Annotated in this window: 22 protein-coding genes; 11 read left to right on the forward strand and 11 right to left on the reverse strand. The window is 60.8% G+C overall.

Going from position 1 to position 19,569, the window contains the following annotated elements; translation table 11 throughout:
- Positions 1-13 precede the first annotated feature (13 nt).
- Genes EGT36_RS13165 through topA form a run of 3 tightly spaced genes read right to left on the reverse strand, consistent with a single transcriptional unit; the run spans position 14 to position 5,535 of the window.
- A complete protein-coding gene (locus tag EGT36_RS13165; RefSeq protein WP_004441365.1) occupies positions 14-457 on the reverse strand; it encodes a DUF983 domain-containing protein in 444 nt (147 codons plus the stop codon).
- A 42-nt stretch (positions 458-499) separates the two neighbouring features.
- The gene (gene rnr / locus EGT36_RS13170; protein WP_125270454.1) at positions 500-2,854 is read right to left on the reverse strand and encodes a ribonuclease R; all 2,355 of its coding nucleotides are present in this window, start codon (positions 2,852-2,854) and stop codon (positions 500-502) included.
- Positions 2,851-5,535, reverse strand: coding sequence for a type I DNA topoisomerase (gene topA / locus EGT36_RS13175; RefSeq protein WP_037089087.1), 2,685 nt, complete (start codon positions 5,533-5,535; stop codon positions 2,851-2,853). The genes rnr and topA overlap by 4 nt, the downstream gene beginning before the upstream one ends.
- Positions 5,536-5,794: 259 nt before the next feature.
- On the opposite strand from topA, the gene EGT36_RS13180 reads away from it, so the two are divergent.
- A complete protein-coding gene (locus EGT36_RS13180) occupies positions 5,795-6,028 on the forward strand; it encodes a hypothetical protein (protein WP_037089089.1) in 234 nt (77 codons plus the stop codon).
- Here EGT36_RS13180 and dprA read toward each other — a convergent pair.
- From dprA to EGT36_RS13200, 4 genes are read right to left on the reverse strand one after another with little or no spacing between them, the layout of a single operon-like run.
- Positions 5,981-7,123 (reverse strand): DNA-processing protein DprA, encoded by a 1,143-nt coding sequence (dprA, locus tag EGT36_RS13185; protein ID WP_125270455.1) that lies wholly within the window; start codon positions 7,121-7,123, stop codon positions 5,981-5,983. The genes EGT36_RS13180 and dprA overlap by 48 nt on opposite strands.
- A gap of 21 nt (positions 7,124-7,144) precedes the next feature.
- The gene (gene plsY, locus EGT36_RS13190) at positions 7,145-7,762 is read right to left on the reverse strand and encodes a glycerol-3-phosphate 1-O-acyltransferase PlsY (RefSeq protein ID WP_004441376.1); all 618 of its coding nucleotides are present in this window, start codon (positions 7,760-7,762) and stop codon (positions 7,145-7,147) included.
- 45 nt (positions 7,763-7,807) lie between these two features.
- The gene (locus EGT36_RS13195; RefSeq protein ID WP_006698009.1) at positions 7,808-9,100 is read right to left on the reverse strand and encodes a dihydroorotase; all 1,293 of its coding nucleotides are present in this window, start codon (positions 9,098-9,100) and stop codon (positions 7,808-7,810) included.
- A complete protein-coding gene (locus tag EGT36_RS13200) occupies positions 9,097-10,038 on the reverse strand; it encodes an aspartate carbamoyltransferase catalytic subunit (RefSeq protein WP_003502441.1) in 942 nt (313 codons plus the stop codon). Before EGT36_RS13200 ends, EGT36_RS13195 begins: the two co-directional genes overlap by 4 nt.
- Before the next feature lie 129 nt (positions 10,039-10,167).
- Between EGT36_RS13200 and EGT36_RS13205 the strand changes: the two genes are divergently transcribed.
- The 5 genes from EGT36_RS13205 (at position 10,168) to EGT36_RS13220 (ending at position 14,088) form a co-directional block, all read left to right on the forward strand.
- Positions 10,168-11,820, forward strand: coding sequence for an acyl-CoA dehydrogenase family protein (locus EGT36_RS13205; RefSeq protein ID WP_037089093.1), 1,653 nt, complete (start codon positions 10,168-10,170; stop codon positions 11,818-11,820).
- A 137-nt stretch (positions 11,821-11,957) separates the two neighbouring features.
- Positions 11,958-12,569 carry a GNAT family N-acetyltransferase gene (locus tag EGT36_RS13210; RefSeq protein WP_037089095.1) on the forward strand — a complete coding sequence of 204 codons (612 nt, stop codon included), beginning with the start codon at positions 11,958-11,960 and terminating at the stop codon, positions 12,567-12,569.
- A gap of 148 nt (positions 12,570-12,717) precedes the next feature.
- A complete protein-coding gene (locus EGT36_RS13215; RefSeq protein ID WP_125270456.1) occupies positions 12,718-13,362 on the forward strand; it encodes a TetR/AcrR family transcriptional regulator in 645 nt (214 codons plus the stop codon).
- A 250-nt stretch (positions 13,363-13,612) separates the two neighbouring features.
- Positions 13,613-13,774, forward strand: coding sequence for a hypothetical protein (locus tag EGT36_RS30510; protein WP_004441388.1), 162 nt, complete (start codon positions 13,613-13,615; stop codon positions 13,772-13,774).
- A complete protein-coding gene (locus EGT36_RS13220; protein WP_004441389.1) occupies positions 13,771-14,088 on the forward strand; it encodes a DUF6105 family protein in 318 nt (105 codons plus the stop codon). Before EGT36_RS30510 ends, EGT36_RS13220 begins: the two co-directional genes overlap by 4 nt.
- Here EGT36_RS13220 and ruvX read toward each other — a convergent pair.
- Together ruvX and EGT36_RS13230 are read right to left on the reverse strand one after the other, a co-directional pair.
- Positions 14,040-14,519, reverse strand: coding sequence for a Holliday junction resolvase RuvX (gene ruvX, locus EGT36_RS13225; RefSeq protein ID WP_006698011.1), 480 nt, complete (start codon positions 14,517-14,519; stop codon positions 14,040-14,042). The genes EGT36_RS13220 and ruvX overlap by 49 nt on opposite strands.
- 14 nt (positions 14,520-14,533) lie before the next feature.
- The gene (locus EGT36_RS13230) at positions 14,534-14,836 is read right to left on the reverse strand and encodes a zinc ribbon domain-containing protein YjdM (protein ID WP_022556051.1); all 303 of its coding nucleotides are present in this window, start codon (positions 14,834-14,836) and stop codon (positions 14,534-14,536) included.
- Positions 14,837-14,920: 84 nt separating this feature from the next.
- Between EGT36_RS13230 and EGT36_RS13235 the strand changes: the two genes are divergently transcribed.
- From EGT36_RS13235 to EGT36_RS13250, 4 genes are all read left to right on the forward strand, one after another.
- Positions 14,921-15,625 carry a metal-dependent hydrolase gene (locus tag EGT36_RS13235; RefSeq protein ID WP_004441396.1) on the forward strand — a complete coding sequence of 235 codons (705 nt, stop codon included), beginning with the start codon at positions 14,921-14,923 and terminating at the stop codon, positions 15,623-15,625.
- A 124-nt stretch (positions 15,626-15,749) separates the two neighbouring features.
- A complete protein-coding gene (gene gatC, locus EGT36_RS13240; RefSeq protein WP_004441400.1) occupies positions 15,750-16,037 on the forward strand; it encodes an Asp-tRNA(Asn)/Glu-tRNA(Gln) amidotransferase subunit GatC in 288 nt (95 codons plus the stop codon).
- Between the two features lie 54 nt (positions 16,038-16,091).
- Positions 16,092-17,573, forward strand: a complete 1,482-nt coding sequence (gene gatA / locus EGT36_RS13245) for an Asp-tRNA(Asn)/Glu-tRNA(Gln) amidotransferase subunit GatA (RefSeq protein ID WP_037089097.1) — start codon at positions 16,092-16,094, stop codon at positions 17,571-17,573.
- Entirely contained in the window at positions 17,564-18,067 is a 504-nt protein-coding gene (locus EGT36_RS13250; RefSeq protein WP_341769525.1) for a GNAT family N-acetyltransferase, read from the forward strand. The genes gatA and EGT36_RS13250 overlap by 10 nt, the downstream gene beginning before the upstream one ends.
- A gap of 56 nt (positions 18,068-18,123) precedes the next feature.
- Here the strand turns inward: EGT36_RS13250 and EGT36_RS13255 are convergent, their stop codons facing one another.
- On the reverse strand, positions 18,124-18,381 hold the full coding sequence (locus tag EGT36_RS13255) for a YjhX family toxin (RefSeq protein WP_006698014.1): 258 nt from the start codon (positions 18,379-18,381) through the stop codon (positions 18,124-18,126).
- Positions 18,382-18,654: 273 nt separating this feature from the next.
- On the opposite strand from EGT36_RS13255, the gene EGT36_RS13260 reads away from it, so the two are divergent.
- A complete protein-coding gene (locus EGT36_RS13260) occupies positions 18,655-19,164 on the forward strand; it encodes a GNAT family N-acetyltransferase (protein ID WP_037089100.1) in 510 nt (169 codons plus the stop codon).
- On the opposite strand, the gene EGT36_RS13265 is transcribed toward EGT36_RS13260, so the two are convergent.
- Entirely contained in the window at positions 19,146-19,478 is a 333-nt protein-coding gene (locus EGT36_RS13265) for a DUF1294 domain-containing protein (RefSeq protein ID WP_034496217.1), read from the reverse strand. The two genes, EGT36_RS13260 and EGT36_RS13265, sit on opposite strands and share 19 nt — an antisense overlap.
- Positions 19,479-19,569: the final 91 nt, after the last annotated feature.

A 19,569-nucleotide genomic window follows, 5' to 3' on the forward strand; every position in this document is an offset into this window, starting at 1 on the left:
AGACCCGCGCGCGTCAGTGCGAGGAGCCGTCTATCTGTATCTGCGGTTTTTTCCCGTCGAAGCCATGCATGCGCAGCGCCCATTGCAGACCGATGACGCCGCCCTTGATGGGCTGCAGCGTCAGAAGCGCTGCCAGAATTGTGATCGGCACCCAGATGGCGAAATGAGCCCACATGGGAATGTTTAGAACCATGTCCGTCATCATGAAGCCGCCGACCGCGATGTGGCCGATGATGACGATGGAGATATAGGGTGGCAGGTCGTCCGACCGATGATGGTGCATTTCCTCGCCGCAGGCCGCGCAGGCGTCCACCGGCTTCAGCCACGCGCGGAAGAGGCGGCCGCTGCCACAGGCCGGGCAGCGATTGGCCATGCCGCGCATGATGGACCGGCCAAGCGGCCGCTCGGCGCTGTCGTCTCCGAAGGTAACTGTCTCCGAGCCCTGATGTGCACTCATCCTTAAGTCCTTCCCGTCCGTTCAACCGCTGAGGCGGCTTTGTTATCGTCGCCTTCTCGGCGGCCGTGTTCCGGGCTTGGCGGCAGCCCGTGCTGTCCGCCGTCCGGCCTTGTGGAACGAGCGCACGCCCACCGGCATCTTCCGCCCGGGACTCAGCATATCGAATCTGAGCGCACCCGCCAGCGGCACCGCTTCCGCGAGCCTTACCTGCACCGTGTCGCCAAGCTGATAACCAAGACCGGTCTTTTCCCCCGTGAGAGTCTGATGGGCTTCGTCATACAGGAAATAATCCGTTCCGAGTGTAGATATAGGAACGAAACCATCAGCGCCAAACTGCGGAAGCGCGACAAATAGTCCCGCCTTGGTGACACCGCCGACCCGGCCCTCGAATTCCTCGCCGACCCGCTCGGAAAGATGATGGGCGATCAGGCGGTTGACGGTGTCGCGCTCGGCCGCCATAGCGCGGCGCTCGAAGGTCGAGATTTCAGCGGCGATATCGTCGAGTGTCGCTTCTTCCTGTGGCGTGATACCGCCTTCACCGAGCCCCAGAGAGCCCACCAGCGCGCGATGCACGATGAGGTCGGCATACCGGCGGATCGGCGAGGTGAAATGGGCATATTTCATGAGGTTCAGGCCGAAATGGCCGATATTTTCGGGGCTGTAAATAGCCTGGCTCTGGCTGCGCAGCACCATCTCGTTGACCATGATCTGGTGCGGCGTGTCGAGGGCGCGTGCCAGAATGCCGTTGAAGGAATTGGCGCGCATGGCCGCACCCTTGGCCATGGAGATGCCGATGGTGCCGAGAAATTCGCGCAGCACCTCCTGCTTGGAAAGCGTGGGCGCATCGTGGACACGGTAAACCAGCGGCTGTTTCTTTTTTTCCAGCGTCTCGGCGGCGGCGACATTTGCCTGGATCATCATTTCTTCGATCAGCTTGTGCGCATCTAGACGTTCGGGAATGACCACGGAGTCGACGGTGCCGTCAGGGCGAAGCTTGATCTTCCGCTCGGGCATGTCGAGTTCCAGCGGCTGGCGCCGGTCACGGCCTCGCTTCATAACCTCATAGGCGTGCCAGAGGGGCTTGAGGATCGGCTCCAGCAGCGGTCCGGTCTTGTCGTCGGGCTTGCCGTCGATCGCCGCCTGTGCCTGCTGGTAGGAGAGCTTGGCGGCGCTCTTCATCATGATCCGATGGAAGGTGTGGCCAGCCTTGCGGCCTTCCTTCGAGAAGGTCATCCGCACCGCAAGGGCAGGGCGGTCGACCCCTGCCTTCAGCGAGCAGAGATCGTTGGAAATACGCTCCGGCAGCATCGGTACGACGCGATCCGGGAAATAAACGGAGTTGCCGCGTTTCAGCGCCTCGCGGTCCAGTGGCGAACCCGACCGAACATACCAGGAGACATCGGCAATGGCGACGGTGACGATGACACCATCGGGATTGTCGGGCGATGTGTCCGGTTCGGCATAGACCGCATCGTCATGATCCTTGGCATCGGCCGGATCGATCGTGATGAGCGGCAGGTCGCGCCAGTCCTCGCGGTGGGACATCGTCGCTGCCTTGGCCGCATCCGCTTCGGCAAGAACATTCTGCGGGAATATATGCGGGATGCCGTGGGCGTGGATTGCGATCATGGAGATCGCCTTTTCCGAGGCCACGGAGCCGATGACCGAGAGAACCTTGGCACGCGTCAGGCCGTAACGACCGCTGTTGCGCGAGGTTTCGACCTCGATCAGATCGCCATCCTTGGCATCGCCGACGCCATCAGGATCGATGACCATTTCCTCGCCGCGGCGATCGATTGGCATCAGCCGTCCGCCGCCGCCAGGCGTCTCCTTGAACACGCCGAGCAGTGCATTCTGGCGGCGGTCGATCAGCTTGACGACGCGGGCGGTGTAGGCGGGACCGGTGCTTTCCTTCGAGGGGAAGATTTTCGCGAGAATACGGTCGCCGAGACCGGCGGCCGGGGCCTTCTTGCCACGGTCCTGCGAGGACTGGCGGATCAGCACGGCCGGCGCTGCGCCCAAATCCTCAGGCCATTCCGCCGGGCGGCCGATCAGCTCGCCGTCCTTGTCGCGGGTCGTGATGTCGAGAACCGTCACAGGCGGCAGGCCGCCCGGTCGCGTCAGCGACTTGCGGCTCTTGTGCACCATGCCGTCGACTTCAAGTTCCTTCAGCAGCGCCTTGAGGACAACGCGGTTTTCACCCTTCAGCCCGAAAGCCTTGGCAATTTCGCGTTTGGAGGCCTGTTGCGGATGATCTGCGATGAATTTCAGCAGCACTTCACGCGAAGGCACCTCGCCGTGGATGATGCCTTCACCTTCGCTCACCCGCTTGCCGCGCCCGGTGCGTCCGAAACCGTCGCTGGCGGAACCCTGTCTCTGACGCGGCGCTTTGCTCACTCTGCTGCCTTCTTGGGTTTGGCCGCTGCCTTCGGCTTGGCGGCCGTCTTGCTCTTTGTCGCCGCCTTGGCCTTGGTCGCCTTCGGCTTTGCAGCGGCGTCACCATCGGCCTTCTTGGCGGTTGTTTTCTTGGCCTTGGCGGGCTTGCCGCCGGTGCCGGTCTTGGCAATGCGCTCGGCGATCAACACGAGCGCCTCGTCCAGCGTCACGGATGCCGGATCCTGCCCCTTGGGAATGGTGGCGTTGACCTTGCCCCAGTTTACATAGGCGCCGTAGCGCCCGTCACGAACGGTGATCGGGCCGCCATCAGGGTGGTCGCCCAACTCCTTGAGAGCAGCGGGCGTGCCGCTACGGCCGCGTCCCGGACCCTTGCTCTGCTTTTCAGCAATCACGGTCACGGCGCGGTTGAGGCCGATCGAGAACACGTCCTCAATACTCTCCAGGTTCGCATAGGAACCATCATGCAGCAGGAAAGGTCCGTAACGGCCGAGACCAGCCGAGATCATCTTGCCGGTTTCCGGGTGCTTGCCTATATCGCGCGGCAGGTTGATGAGCGCCAACGCCTTTTCGTGATCGATATCCTCAGGCTTCCAGCCCTTCGGCAGCGAGGAGCGCTTGGCTTCCTTGCCGTCACCGCGCTGGATATAGGGCCCGAAACGGCCGGAGCGAAGCGTCAGCTCCTCGCCGGTCATGGGATCAGCGCCCAGCGCCTTCGGCTCGTTGAGAGCAGCGGCTTCAGCTTCCGCGCCATCGGAGGTCAGCTGGCGGGTATAGCTGCACTCAGGATAGTTCGAGCAACCCACAAAGGCACCGTATTTGCCGAGCTTCAGCGACAGATTGCCGGTGCCGCAAACCTGACAGATGCGCGGATCGGAACCATCCTCGCGCTTCGGGAACACCAGCGGCGCCAGAACCTCGTTCAGCGCATCCAGCACGTTGGTGACGCGCAGTTCCTTGGTATCTTCGATCTGCGCAAAGAAATCCTTCCAGAAATCGCGAAGAACCTGCTTCCAGTCCAGTTCGCCGGCGGAAATGCGGTCGAGCTTTTCTTCAAGGGCGGCGGTGAAATCATACTCGACGTATTTGGTGAAGAAGCTTTCGAGGAAAGCCGTCACCAGCCGGCCACGCGAATGCGGTACCAGCTTGCGCTTGTCGATGACGATATATTCGCGGTCGCTCAGCGTCTTCAGCGTTGCCGCATAGGTGGAAGGACGGCCGATGCCGAGTTCTTCCATCTTCTTGATCAGAGACGCTTCCGAGTAACGCGGCGGCGGCTCGGTGAAGTGCTGGCTGGCATTGATCTTCTGCTTGGCGAGGTTGTCGCGCTCATTGATCGGCGGCAGACGGCCTTCGTCGTCACCATCGTCGCTCTGCTCGCCATCTTCCTTCTGGTCGGTATAAGCGGCGATAAAGCCGTCGAAGCGGATGACGGAGCCAACGGCGCGCAGGCCAGCCTTCTCGCCGCCGTTGCTGGCGAGAATTTCAACCGTCGTGCGCTCGATTTCGGCTGACGCCATCTGGCTCGCAATACCGCGTTTCCAGATCAGCTCGTAAAGGCGCAGCTGGTCGGCATCGAGGTAACGCTTCACCTGATCCGGTGTGCGGTTGAAATCGGTCGGCCGGATCGCCTCGTGCGCTTCCTGCGCATTTTTGGCCTTGGTAGAGTAGAAACGCGCTTTTTCCGGCACGTAACGGTCACCGAACTGCTCGCCAATGGCCTTGCGGGCGGCATCTATGGCTTCAGGGGCCATCTGCACGCCGTCGGTACGCATATAGGTGATCAGACCGACGGTCTCGCCGCCGATATCGATGCCTTCATAAAGCTTCTGCGCCACCTGCATGGTCCGCGAGGCGCCGAAGCCCATCCGCGAAGAGGCCGCCTGCTGCAGCGTCGAGGTCGTAAAGGGAGGGCTGGGATTGCGTTTGACGGGTTTCGCCTCAACGCTATCCACCACATAGGTCGCGCCTTCGAGCAGCGCTTTCAGCCGGTTCGCATCATCGCCGGTCTTGATGGCGCGGTTCTGCAATCGCTTGCCATCGGCCGAAACCAGCCTGGCCTCGAACTCGTCACCGCGCGGTGTCTTCAAAAGTGCGCTGATGTTCCAGTATTCTTCGGAAACGAAACGCTCGATTTCGGATTCGCGATCGCAGACGAGACGCAGCGCCACGGACTGCACCCGGCCGGCCGAACGTGCACCCGGCAGCTTGCGCCACAGAACCGGAGAGAGGTTGAAGCCGACGAGATAGTCGAGCGCTCGGCGGGCGAGATAGGCGTCCACCAGCGGCACATCGATGTCGCGCGGGTTCGCCATCGCGTCCAGCACCGCTTTCTTGGTGATGGCGTTGAAGACGACGCGCTTCACCGGCTTGTCGCCGAGAACCCGCTTCTTCTTCAAAAGATCGAGAACATGCCAGGAAATGGCTTCCCCTTCGCGATCCGGGTCGGTTGCCAGAAAGAGGCCGTCGGAGGATTTTACCGCATCGGCAATATCCTTCATGCGCTTGGCGGACGCGCTATCGACCTCCCAGGACATTTCGAAATCCTGGTCGGGCAGCACCGATCCGTCCTTGGCAGGAAGGTCTCTGACGTGGCCAAAGGATGCAAGAACCTTATAGCCCGAGCCAAGATACTTATTGATCGTCTTGGCTTTGGCAGGAGATTCTACGACGACGACATTCATATTGTTCTTCTCTGGAACTGGTCCGTTAACGTGACCCCGGTTGCAGCCTATTGCCGCAATTGGCCTTCTTTATAATTCGACATGGACAGGTAATGCCCGCTGGTCAAGAGGCAAGCCCGATTTTCTCGCTTCCAGGTGAATACAACCTATGGATAATCTGTCGTTGTATTGCAATCTTTGGTAAATTGGTTATGATGGGCAACATCATTTGAACAGACTTAATGCTTCCCGTTTCAGGGTGAATTTTCAGGATAAATATATGGTCCCGAACGCAACAAACAATAATGCCGATAATGAAGGGACCAGAGAGAGCTTGGCATACATCCGCCAGATGCTGGCGGAACTGCGGCAGGTGGCCCACCGGGAAGGTGCCGATATGCTGTGCTATCTCATCGAGATGGCCTATGTCGAAGTCGGTGATATCCAGAGCGGAAGGCGCAAACTCTCAATCCGCGATGAAGAGCGACACGCGCCCCCCGGCATGCCGGTTTAGACGCCCGGCAATATCGAGCTCCAGCAGCACCAGATGAACGGTGGCGGCGGAGAAACCCGTGTGTCTGATGATGTCGTCGATCTCCACAGGCGAGGGACCGAGAGCAGCGGCGATGATGCTGCGCTCGTCGTCTCCCGGTGGTGACATTTCAGCGTCCTGCTGCGGTTCCTCGATCTTCCGGTCATTGGGCAATTGCGGCTCCATCAATGGTCGCAGTGCATCAAGAATATCGGCCGCTCCCGTGGTCAGCATGGCACCTTCCTTGATCAGCCGGTTCGTGCCTTCGCAGCGCAAGTCGAGCGGCGAGCCGGGCACGGCGAACACCAGTCGTCCCGCTTCACCGGCAAGCCGCGCCGTGATCAGCGAGCCCGAACGCTCCGCCGCCTCGACGATGACGACGCCGAGTGACACGCCCGCGATCAACCGGTTGCGCCGCGGGAAATCCCGGGCGCGCGGCTCCCAGCCGAAAGGCATTTCGCTGATCGTCGCGCCGCCCTGATCGTATATCTCCTGCAAAAGTCCGAAATTTTCCTGCGGGTAGGGCCGGTCGAGACCGCCTGCCAGCATTGCCACGGTGCCCGTTGAAAGGCTCGCCCTGTGGGCCGCCGCATCGATGCCGCGCGCCAGCCCCGAGGCGATCGTATAACCGGCCCGACCACAGTCGCGCGCAAGCATGGCGGCGAATTTTGCGCCGTTGATCGAAGCGTTGCGCGAACCGACGATGCCGACGCAGGCTCTCGTCGCCGTATCCGCCGATCCTTTCATGGCGACCAGCGGCGGCGCGCCGTCCACATGCCGCAGAGCCGGCGGATAATCCGGTTCGCCGATGCCGACGAAACGCGCGCCGAAATTCTCGGCCGCCTCAAGCTCCTGTTCCGCCTCTGCCTGGGTGGCGATGCGCGGACTGCGCGACGAACCGCCACGGCGCGACAGTTCGGGCAGGGCATCCAGCGCTTTTTCAGCGCTCCCGAAATGATTGATAAGTTCGCGGAAGGTGACGGGACCGATATTATCGCTGCGGATCAACCGTAGCCACGCCACCCGCTGCCGCGCGGAAAGCTCTATGCCCTGCCGTGTCGTTTCCTCATGCGGCATGGCATATCCCCCGGGGCGGCCTCAGCCCTTTTGACCGATCCTGCTTTCGGTGCCCGCCAGCAGCCGGGCAATGTTCTCGCGATGTTTCCACCAGGAAATCACGCTGAGCAGCGTCACGAGCAGCGCTGTTTTTTCTGGTCCGAGGACCCAGAGGGCAACGGGGATGACCAGCATTGCCACGAGCGCAGAGAGCGACGAATAGCGGGTGATGAAGGCGGTCGCGAGCCAGATCAGCGCGAAGGCCAGCATCATCAGCGGAGCGGCGCCCAGCAGCACCCCGATATAAGTCGCCACGCCCTTGCCGCCCTTGAAGCCCAGCCAGACTGGAAAGAGATGGCCGAGAAAGGCGAAGAAACCGGCTACGAGGGAGGCCTCATAACCCCAGAGCGCATTGGCGACCAGAACTGCCGCCGTGCCCTTGAGTGCGTCCAGCAACAGGGTTGCGGCGGCGAGCTTCTTGTTGCCGGTGCGCAGCACGTTGGTCGCGCCGATATTGCCGGAACCGATCTTGCGCACGTCGCCCAGCCCGGCCATGCGGGTCAGGAGGAGGCCGAAGGGAATGGAGCCCAACAGATAGCCGATCAGCGCTGAAAGCGCGAGAAGGGCAGGCGCGGTCTGCCAGTCAGTCAAAGCACTCATTCAATGTCCCCTCTGTCCCGCCTGCCGCGTGATCTGTTGATGATCTTATGCCAAGGAATGAACGGCTTTGCCAGCCACATAAGTGGCGATGGCGCGACCGCTGAACCGCGCATCCTCAAACGGCGTGTTCTTGGATTTCGAGACCAGCTGTTCCTTGGCCACGAGCCACGGTTCGTCGAGGTCGATCAGGGTGATATCGGCCTTGGCACCCGCCTTCAGCGTTCCTGCATCGAGACCGAAAATCTTAGCCGGGCGGGTGGAGAGCGCATCGATAAGCCGCATCAGCGGAACTTCACCACTGTGGTGGAGACGCAGCGCCGCCGCCAGCATGGTTTCGAGCCCGACCGCACCGCTCGCAGCATCCGAAAACGGCAGGCGCTTGGTATCGACATCCTGCGGGTCGTGCGAAGAGACGATGATATCGATGGTGCCGTCCTTCAGCGCTTCCACCATTGCCTTGCGGTCGTCTTCGGCACGCAGCGGCGGGGAGAGCTTGAAGAAAGTGCGATATTCGCCGATATCGTTTTCATTGAGCGTCAGGTGATTGATCGAGATGCCGCAGGTGGCCTTCACGCCCCGCTGCCGCGCAACCCGGATCGCCTCTGCCGATTCCGGCACGGAAATCTTGGCGGCGTGGTAGATCGCCTGCGTCAGGCCGGCAATGCGCAGGTCACGCTCCAGCGGAATGATCTCGGCTTCCTTGGGAACGCCTGACAGGCCGAGCCAGCTCGCGAAAAGCCCCTCGTTCATGTCGCCGCCGCCGATATATTTGTCGCGGGTTTCGAGCGCGATGACAGCGCCGAGTTCACGGGCATAGGTCATGGCGCGGCGCAGCACCAGCGTATCGGACAGCGCCTTGCGGCCGTTGGTGAAGGCCACCGCACCGGCTTCCTTCAGCATGCCGAATTCGGTCATTTCCTCGCCCCGCAGACCCTTGGTCAGGGCGGCTGCCGGATGCACATTGACGATTGCCTTGTCACGCGCCGTCTTCTTCACATATTCGACAAGGGCGATGTCATCAATCACGGGATCCGTATCAGGCATCATGATGATGCTGGTGACGCCGCCGGCCGCTGCCGCACGCGATGCGGATTCGATGGTTTCGCGGTGTTCGGCACCGGGTTCACCCACGAAGACGCGGGCATCCACCAGACCCGGAACGGCCACGACACCCTTGCAGTCGCGCACCGTCGCACCGTCGGGCGCACCCTGATTGTGAGCGTCTTTTCCTGAAGCAAGAATGGTACCATCGGCGCCGATGACGATGCTGCCGTTCTCGTCGAGATTACGGGAGGGATCGACGATGCGGAGGTTCTTGAGAACGGTAACGGCACTCATACGCGCTCACCCTGATTTTGCGAGACAAGCAGGGTTTCCATGACGGCCATGCGCACGGCGACCCCCATTTCAACCTGGCTTTCGATGACGCTCTGCGGGCCATCGGCCACTTCGGAGGCGATTTCCACGCCGCGGTTCATCGGGCCGGGATGCATGACAAGCGCATCTTCCTTGGCCGCCTTCAGCTTTTCGGCATCCAGACCGTAATAATGGAAATATTCGCGCACTGAAGGAACGAAGGAGCCGGACATGCGCTCACGCTGGAGGCGCAGCATCATCACCACATCGGCATTCTTCAACCCTTCCTTCATATCGTGAAAAACTTCCACGCTCATATCGCGAATGCCCGAAGGAAGAAGCGTGGCCGGGGCGACGACACGAACCCGCGCGCCCATCTGGTTGAGAAGGATGATATTGGAGCGGGCAACGCGCGAGTGCAGTACGTCGCCGCAGATCGCTACGGTGATACCTGAAAGCTCACCTTTGGCGCGGCGGATGGTCAGCGCATCGAGCAGCGCCTGCGTCGGGTGCTCGTGCTGGCCGTCGCCGGCATTGACCACGGAGCAGGCGACCTTTTGGGCGAGAAGCGCTGCGGCACCGGCCGAGGAGTGGCGCACGACAAGCACATCCGGGCGCATGGCATTCAGCGTCATCGCCGTGTCGATCAGCGTTTCGCCCTTCTTCACCGAGGAGTTGCCGACCGACATGTTCATCACATCTGCACCAAGCCTCTTTCCGGCAAGTTCGAAGGAGGATTGCGTCCGCGTCGAAGCTTCGAAGAAGAGATTGATCTGTGTCAGGCCCCGAAGCGTCGAGGTCTTTTTCTCGCGCTGGCGGCTGATTTTCACCGCCTCATCGGCCTTGTCGAGAAGCAGGGTAATATCCTGATGGGAAAGCCCCTTGATGCCGAGGAGATGGCGATGGGGAAAAAAGACCATGGAAATTGTCCTCCGGGTCGCAATAGTCAACGGGTCTATAAAGACAGGTGGCGTTGCGGGCAAGCATGCGATAAGCCGGGTTTTGGCATATACACGCAATAAAGCACGAATCCCGATAGAAGGATGCGAATGACAGGCATGAACCGGACAGAAGAACAGCTCGCCGAACTGAACCAGCCCAGCCTCTGGTCCGGTATCAACGCCTATCGATCCGATCCGCTGATCGTCGATCTGACCTCCGGCCTGTCACGCAATCTGAGGGACGAGTTCGATCAGATCGGCCGCTATGTCACCTCGCATGAGGCGCAGGAACTGGCGCGTATGGCGAACCAGGGCGTGCCGCAGCTGCACACCCACGGCCCGCGGGGCGAGCGTCTGGACCAGGTGGAATTCCACCCGGCATGGCACGCGCTGATGCGCCGTTCCATGTCCTCGGGCCTGCATTCCAGCGTGTGGGAAAACTCGCCCGACACGCGCGGTAACGAGCACAAGGCCCGCGCGACGAAGTTCTACCTGACCTCGCAGCTGGAAGCCGGTCATCTCTGCCCGCTGACCATGACCAGCGCTTCCGTTGCCGCCATCATGGCGTCTCCGCGTGTGCAGAAGGAATGGGCGCCGAAGATCCTCTCGCGCAAATATGATTCCGCACAGAAGCCGGCCTTGCAGAAAACTGCCGTCACCATCGGCATGGGCATGACGGAAAAGCAGGGCGGCACGGATGTGCGCGCCAACCGCACCACCGCCGAGCGGGTGGGCGAGGGCATCTATCGCCTGTCCGGCCACAAATGGTTCCTGTCTGCGCCGATGAGCGATGGTTTTGTCATGCTGGCCCAGATGGGTGACGGCATGGGCTGTTTCCTCGTGCCGCGTTATCTCGAGGACGGTTCGAAAAACGGCCTGTACTTCCAGCGTTTGAAGGACAAGCTCGGCAATCGTTCCAATGCGTCGGCCGAAGTCGAATTCACCGATGCCTTCGGTTATCTGCTCGGCGATCCCGGCAGCGGCATTCGCACGATTCTCGACATGGTGACGCTGACGCGGCTCGATTGCGCGCTGGCGTCGGCCGGCATGATGCGCGCCTCGCTTGCCGAAGCCGTGCACTACGCCCGCGGTCGCTCCGTTTTCGGCAAGATGCTGGTCACCCAGCCGATCATGACGCGCGTGCTTGCCGACATGGCGCTGGACGTCGCTGCGGCGACCGCCTTGTCCTTTAGGTTGGCGAGTGCTTTTGATGCCGCCCGCAACAATCCGGCCGAGGCCGCCTATGCGCGGGTGATGACGCCGATCGTGAAATACTGGTGCTGCAAGATTGCGCCGGCGCTCATCTACGAAGCCATGGAATGCCTTGGCGGCAATGGTTACGTGGAAGAGCGGCCGATTGCCCGCCACTATCGCGAAGCGCCCGTCAATGCCATCTGGGAAGGGTCCGGCAACGTCATGGCGCTGGATGTCCTGCGGGTTCTCCAGCGTGGCAAGGACCTGTTCGATCTCGTCTTCCAGACGCTGGAGCGTGACCTCGGACCTGCTGGCAAGAAGACAACGGACGTGCTGCGCGCGGCAATCGCACTTGCCGAGCGCGACGAGGGTGCGGCTCGCCTTTTGGTGGAGCAGTTCGCGCTTGCGGCCGCTGCCGCCGAGCTTTGCCGCCTCGGCGCCGGCAAGATTGCCGATGCCTTCCTCGAAACCCGGCTTGCCGGTGGCTGGCGGCATACTTACGGCATGCTCGATTCCCGCTTCGATCCGACTTATATAATCGATCTTCTTTATCCGCCTGCAGCTTGAGCGATGGATGCGGATGAAGGTTTTACAGTTCCGGCGGGAGGGGTCTCGGATTTGAAAAACAGCAATGGCCTAGGACGTATTCTTGTCTGTCACGATAGCTTCGCACATCGAGGCGCGGCAATGGAGGATGGCGGCCGATGCTGACTTTTCGCTCCGCTCGTTCCGAGGATGAAGACGCGCTCTATGCCATAAGCCTCGCCACCGGCGATGCCGGGCAGGATGCCACGCCACTTTACAACGATGGCCGCATGGTGGGGCATATCTATTCCGTGCCCTATCTGCATCTGTGGCCGGATGCTATATTCGTTGCCGAGGATGAGGAAGGCGTCTGCGGTTACATCGTCGGCGCGCTCGATACAGCCCTGCATGAAGAGCGACTGGAGCGGGAATGGTGGCCGCATCTGCGCGCCATCTATGCCGATCCTGGGGGCGACCAGCAGACATGGGACGCCGACCAGCGCCGCGCCCATTTCATTCATCACCCACGCCGCACCCCGGCCTGGCTCACAGATCCGTTCCCCGCCCACATACACATGAACCTTTTGCCACGCACGCAGGGTAAGGGCGGCGGCACCCGGCTCCTGTCGCGCTGGCTGGATATGGCCCGACAGAACAACGTCTACGGCATCCATCTCGGCGCCAGCGAACGCAACCTGGCTGGAATGCGTTTCTGGGAAACCCGAGGTTTCAAGCGTCTGGACAGCCACGAAACCCCCGGCAGCGTGTGGTTTGGCATGGGGTTGGAGTGAGCGGCTCACGCTGAGAATGCGGGGCGATATTGTTGGCCCCGCCACGTCATCCACAGGAACCTTCCGTCCAATCTTCCGATCACATTGTCCTTGCCTTCATGCTTTGTTAACCCCTGTAGTCAGGCTTTCAGAAAACGGGTAGGGAATCATGCTGGCGACCGCAGAGGCGATTTCAGCCGACAGACCGGAAAAGCGCATCAAGGATCGCGCTCAGACCGAGAAGGCGATTTTTAATGCGGCGCGGTCGCTGCTTGCCGAAGAGGGATTTCAGGGCTTCGGGATCAATGCCGTTGCTCGCCGTGCCGGCTGCGACAAGCAGCTGATCTACCGTTATTTCGGCGGCCTCGATGGTCTGATTGAGGCGATCGGTGAGGATCTCGGATCCTGGGTTAAGGATCGCATTTCGGAAGATACCGGCGGCATGTTCCTTTTGACCTATGGTGATCTGATGGAAAAGCTGGCGCTCTACTTCATGGATGCGCTGCGCAGCGATCCTCTTGTCTGCAAGATCATCGCCTGGGAAGTTTCCGACGGCTCGCCGCAGGTGCGCCAGCTGGCGGAAGCCCGTGCCAAGTCGCTTGGCAAATGGCTGGAGCGCATGCGCGGTTCGCTGGCGGCGCCGAAGGGTGTTGATACCGCCGCCGTCAATGCCGTGCTGTTCGCCGCCATCCAGCACCTCGTGATTTCCGCCGCCACCAGCGGCCAGTTTGCCGGTGTTGCGCTCAAATCGGATCGGGACTGGGACAAGATCGCCACTGCCGTAAAAAGGCTGGTGCGGGGCGTTTACGGCTGAACCGGTCTCAGACACGGGCCCAGGCAGCCGCGCTGGAAGCTGGGCATTAAAGAAAAATCAGCCATGTTCTTACTGGGCCGGCAACCGCTCGGCGCGTCCGTCCGTTCAGCCGGTCACGTTGTTTTCCACATGCCGGCCGCCCGCCGTTAACCATAATAACAGCTTTCATTTGCCTCTCCATCGCGGCCGGTCCAGTGTGGATTAACGAAATGTTAACCATGCGCAATGATTGCGCATAAGGGAGCCGCAAGTGAGCCGCTGGACAGCTTTGGGCGTCATGATGACGTTTTTTGCTATGCTGCCGTTGGATATTGACGTGCCGGCGCTGAACCTCTGCCTGATGGCCGTGGCGCGCTGGGCGGTGCTTGCTGGCATCCCCGATACACTGTTTGTGCGGGGGCAGGCGGCATGAAGTGGTTTCTGATCCTCTGGGCCGGTCCTGTCGCGCTGCTGGGCAGCTGGTACTGGCTTTCCTATTACGACATGAGCTTCGGCTTCTACATGCTCACACGTCAGACCCACGATCTCGTCTTCGAGATATACGGGAATATTCTCGGACTTCCGCCGGAAAGCCTGCCGCCGCTGGTGGCGCGTGCCATTGCGGTCGACAGCCTGATCGTTTTTGCGATTCTCGGTTTCCGCAAGCGCAGGCAGATTTACGCCTGGTGGCAGGGCCGTCAGTCGGCCGCGCGGGTGAGTGCGGAAAGCCTGTCCAGCGCACCCTGAAGAATGAAACTCGCCGCCGCCGAATCGATGCGTTCGGCCCGCTTGGCGCGAGACACATCCATTTCGAGAAGAGCGCGCTCTGCCGCAACGGTCGAAAGCCGCTCATCCCAGTAAACGAAGGGCAGGGCGGTTTTTTCGCCCATGGTGCGCACGAAAGCGCGGGTTGCCTGCACGCGGGGCCCGGCGGAGCCGTCCATGTTCATCGGCAGGCCGATAATGAAGGCGGCGACCTTTTCCTTTTCAGCGAAGGCCAGCAGCACTTCCGCATCCAGCGTGAATTTCACGCGCTTGATGACGGGGCGCGGTGTCGCAAAACGCCGCGACAGATCCGACATGGCGAGCCCGATGGTTTTCGTACCAAGGTCGAGGCCGGCAATTGCCTGCGCGGGCTGAAGCGTTGCCGCCAGTTCCTCGATGGTGAGTGTTGCCATGTCGCGTGCTGTCCTTATCGCTTGCGGACGAATTCGGTGCGCAGCACCAGACCCTTCACCGCATCATGCCTGCAATCGATTTCTTCCGGATTATCGGTCAGCCGGATCGATTTGATGACCGTGCCCTGCTTGATGACGGTGCTGGTGCCCTTGACCTTCAGATCCTTGATCAAGGTCACGGAATCGCCATCCGCGAGCACATTGCCTGCTGCATCGCGCACTTCCTTCGCGCGTGCCGCTTCTGCGGCCAGTTCGGAAGCAGGGCGCCATTCGCCGGTCGCTTCGTCATACACATAATCGTCATTGTCAGCGGCCATTGTCGCCCCTCTTAAATACAGGTAGTGCGGTTGTTCAGGCCGTCCTATGTCATATTATACCGGCAATACAAAGGAGAACTTCCCATGAAAATTACCTGGCTCGGCCATTCCGCCTTCCGTCTGGAAAACGGCAGCGCGAAGATTCTCATCGATCCGTTTTTCACCGGCAACCCCGGTTTTGCAGGGCAGGATGGCAAGTCTGCAGCCGAAGGCGTCACCCATATTCTGCTGACCCACGGCCATGGCGACCATGTCGGAGATACCGTGCAGCTTGCCCGCGAGACGGGTGCGACCGTGCTGGCGAATGCCGATCTAGCCGCGTGGCTTTCCGCCAAGGGCGTTGCGAAGGTCGATATGGGCAATACCGGCGGCACCGTTCATTTTGACGGTTTCTCGGTTACCTTCACCAATGCGCTGCATTCCTCCGCCCAGATCACCGAGGATGGCGTTTCCCATTCGCTCGGCAATGCCAACGGCCTGATGCTGCATTTCGAGGACGGTCCGGCCGTCTACCATATGGGCGATACGGATATCTTCTCCGACATGAAGCTCATCAATGAACTGCATCAGCCTGATATCGGTCTCGTGCCGATCGGTGACCGCTTTACCATGGGTGGAGCTGTGGCGGCGCTTGCCTGCCAGCGCTTCTTCAAGTTCCAGCACGTGCTTCCCTGCCATTACGGCTCCTTCCCGATAATCGACCAGACGCCGGAGAAATTCGTGGCCGGCATGGAAGGCGCCGAAGCGCGCGTCCACACACCCAGGGCGGGCGACGTCCTGTCCTTCTAAGCGTCAACGCCGCATGTCGTGAGCGCAAAACCGCCGCCGAGTTAGCCGCGACATGCTTTCTACCGTTGCGAAGGACGGACATGGTCATTATAGCGAATGGGAAATATCCCATCGGAGTAAAACCATGTCCGTCGATCTCGCCACCGTAAAGCGTGTTGCGCGCCTTGCCCGTATCGCTGTCACTGAAGACGAAGCACAGAACATGCTCGGCCAGCTGAATGGCATACTCGGTTTCGTGGAGCAGCTTTCGGAAGTGAATGTGGATGGCGTCGAGCCGATGACGTCGGTAACGCCGGTGGCGATGAAGAAGCGCGCCGACGAGGTGACCGATGGCGACAAGGCGGACGACATCGTCGCCAACGCGCCCGCGACCGATCGCAATTTCTTCATGGTGCCGAAAGTGGTCGAGTAATCGATCCATCTTGCCGACCGATTTTTCCGAGATTTTCGAAAGCCGTTGCCGACCATGACCGACCTGACGAGCCTGACCATTGCCGAAGCCCGCGAGAAGCTGAAGGCGAAAGAATTTTCCGCCCTTGAGCTGACCGACGCCTATCTCTCCGCCATCGACACCGCCAACGGTGCGCTGAACGCCTATGTGGCGACGACGCCCGAAAAGGCGCGCGAGATGGCGAAAGCCTCCGACGGCCGTATTGCTGCCGGTTCCGCGGGTGAGCTGGAAGGTGTTCCGCTCGGCGTGAAGGACCTTTTCGCAACGCGTGACATTCATACCCAGGCCTGCTCGCACATCCTCGATGGCTTCAAGCCGAAATACGAATCCACCGTCACCCAGAACCTCTGGGATCAGGGCGCCGTCATGCTCGGCAAGCTCAACATGGACGAATTCGCCATGGGCTCTTCCAATGAAAGCTCCTGGTACGGCCCGGCCATCAACCCGTGGCGCGCCAATGGTTCCGAGCAGAAGCTGGTGCCTGGCGGCTCCTCGGGCGGTTCGGCCGCAGCCGTTGCCGCGCATCTTTGCGCCGGCGCCACCGCAACCGATACCGGCGGCTCCATCCGCCAGCCGGCGGCCTTCACCGGCACCGTCGGCATCAAGCCCACCTACGGCCGCTGCTCGCGCTTCGGCATCGTCGCTTACGCCTCGTCGCTCGATCAGGCTGGCCCGATTGCCCGCGACGTGCGCGACGCGGCCATCCTGCTGAAGACCATGGCAAGCGTCGACGCCAAGGACACGACCTCGGTTGACCTTCCTGTGCCGGATTACGAAAAGGCTATCGGCCAGTCGCTGAAGGGGCTGAAGATCGGTATCCCCCGGGAATACCGCGTTGACGGTATGCCTGACGAAATCGAAAAGCTCTGGGCCAAGGGCGTCGAATGGCTGCGCGACGCCGGTGCCGAGGTGGTCGACATCTCGCTGCCGCACACCAAATATGCGCTTCCCGCCTATTACATCGTCGCACCGGCAGAAGCCTCGTCCAACCTTGCCCGTTATGACGGCGTCCGATACGGCCTGCGCGTCGACGGCAAGGACATTGCCGACATGTACGAAAAGAGCCGCGCCGCCGGTTTCGGCAAGGAAGTGCAGCGTCGCATCATGGTCGGCACCTATGTACTTTCGGCCGGTTATTACGACGCCTATTATCTCAAGGCGCAGAAGGTCCGCACGCTCATCAAGCGCGACTTCGAAAACGTCTTCCACGAGGGTGTGGACGCCATTCTGGCGCCGATCACGCCGTCTTCCGCCTTCGCTGTCGGTGATGAGGAGCTCGCCTCCGATCCCGTCAAGATGTACCTGCAGGACGTCTTCACCATCACCGTCAACATGGCCGGTCTTCCCGGCCTTTCGGTGCCTGCTGGTCTTGATGGCAAGGGCCTGCCGCTCGGCCTGCAGCTCATCGGCAAGCCGTTCGAAGAAGAAACGCTGTTCAAGACGGCCCACGCCATCGAGCAGGCAGCGGGCAAGTTCACGCCTGCCAAGTGGTGGTAAGCAGTCTCAAGCTCAGACAGATGAACGAAGCCGATCGCGATGCGGTCGGCTTTGTCGGTTTTGCCGCATGGCGTGCCGGTGAAGCCTTCGACGCCGCCTATCTCGATTCCCATGTCATCGAGCGGGTGAGGGGCGAATTCGAAAGCTTCGCCAAGTCTCCGACTGGTGATGTCGTTGTGGCCGAAATCGACGGTGTTGTCGCCGGTTGGGGCGCTTGCGATGCCAAGCCTCATCATATTTCCGATCTGTGGGTGGACCCGAACTGGCAGGGCAAGGGGATTGGCAAAGCGCTGATCCTCCACTTTCTCGCCAGGATGCGGGCTGCGGGCCTGCCGCTTGCCACCATCGACACCCATGCGAGAAATCGCGCCGCCATAGGCCTTTACCAGCGTTGCGGCTTTCAGATCGTCTGGCGCGGCATGGAATGGTCCGACATCATGAAAGTCGAACTTGAGAAGGTGAAGCTGGAGCAAATGCTCTCTTATAATTTGTGACCGTCGATGCCGCGTGGCGAACTGCCGGGCGACGGCATTGCCGCCGCCCGGTCAGTTTATCGGTTGTCCAGCTCACCCCTCACAAGTTCCAGCCCGCGCGTGGTAATGCGGTAGGGCTTGCCACCGGAGGAGGCGATGGCTCGCTTCCGTTTCAGCTTGCGGAAGGTGAGGAGATCGAGGCCGCTGAAAATCCATCCTTCGCGCGTGAAGAGCGAAAGTTTTTCAATTTTGCGGGCGTCGTCTCGAACGAGTTCAATTCTTCCGCCCTGGGCGAGCAGGTGAAGAATGCGCTGTTCGGCGCGGGAAATGTCCATTGTTGGAAGTCCGGTCGGCGTCTTCTAGACGCGTGAAAGCAAACCCGGGTGCCGTTAGGGCATCCGGCTCGGTTTCATTTGGCCCGGCGCGCAAGAAACTTGCGGGCAGGGCCTTTACCGGGACTCCGATTGAGCGAACATAAAAACTCCGTTCTTGCTCCTTTTGGTTAATGGGCCAAACCGGCGCGGTCAAGTCCCGCAGGGAGCGGGAAAACCACGCTGGTCGAATCGCACCCGCAATGGTTTACTTCAAACGGCCAAGGAGGGCGCGGCTTGATCGTCATTCGCAACGCGTATGAGCAGGAAGCGGAGGTTCTGGCGGCCATCGGCCTCAGGGCGTGGCGGCAGGCAACCGCGGCTCTCGGCATCACACCGACGCTTTACGACAATGCGGCGAGCGCCTTTTCCAATTTCACCCGCTCGTCCTGGCTTGCAATTCGCGTGGCGGAATTCAGCGGCGCGGTTGCGGGTTGGGCCGCACGGGAGCATTTTGACGAGGCGATTTCCGACTTCTGGATCGATCCGGAGTTTCAGCGGAGGGGCGTCGGCAGCCGCCTGCTGGGCGACATCGAACGACTGATAGAGGAAAAGGGCTTCGAGACCATACGGCTTGAAACCCATGCCCAGAATGAACCGGCCGTCGCCTTTTTCCGCTACCATGGCTATAGCATTCGCTGGCTCTCGGTTTCCTATGCGCCGAAGCTGGACCGCGAGGTGCAATCGGTGGGCCTGCAGAAGCAACTGGCTGAGGTCGAGAGTGGTCTTTACGGGCCGGCGTTCTGAAACAGGGTTTGTAGAGTGGCCATCAGCCGCATCGGCCAGTCCGGCGTGATGAGGAGCGATGCGACGAGGCCCGCCTGCAAGATGACGATCGATATCAGCTTGCTGCGAAACGGTTCCTTGCGGGTTTTGTGCCGCAGCAACCTTTGCGCCGAGATCGCGCCCGCACTGCCACCCACGAGCGCGAGCAAAAGCAGCGTGCTTTCCCGGATACGCCATCCGCCATTCCTCGCCGCTTCCTTGTCCCACCAATAGACAAGAAAGACGAAGAGATTGAAGGCGATATAAGCCAGAAAGCAGAGAGCGATCGTTTGCATGGCGTGAATTGAAACCTGTAAGGGTAAAAAACGCGTATCCGATGTCTTCGAAAATTCCGGCCGTCGCGCGACGGGGTGCAAGATGTCTTGC

Origin of the sequence: Agrobacterium sp. FDAARGOS_525, from assembly GCF_003938925.1 — a bacterium.
Classification (GTDB): domain Bacteria; phylum Pseudomonadota; class Alphaproteobacteria; order Rhizobiales; family Rhizobiaceae; genus Agrobacterium; species Agrobacterium pusense.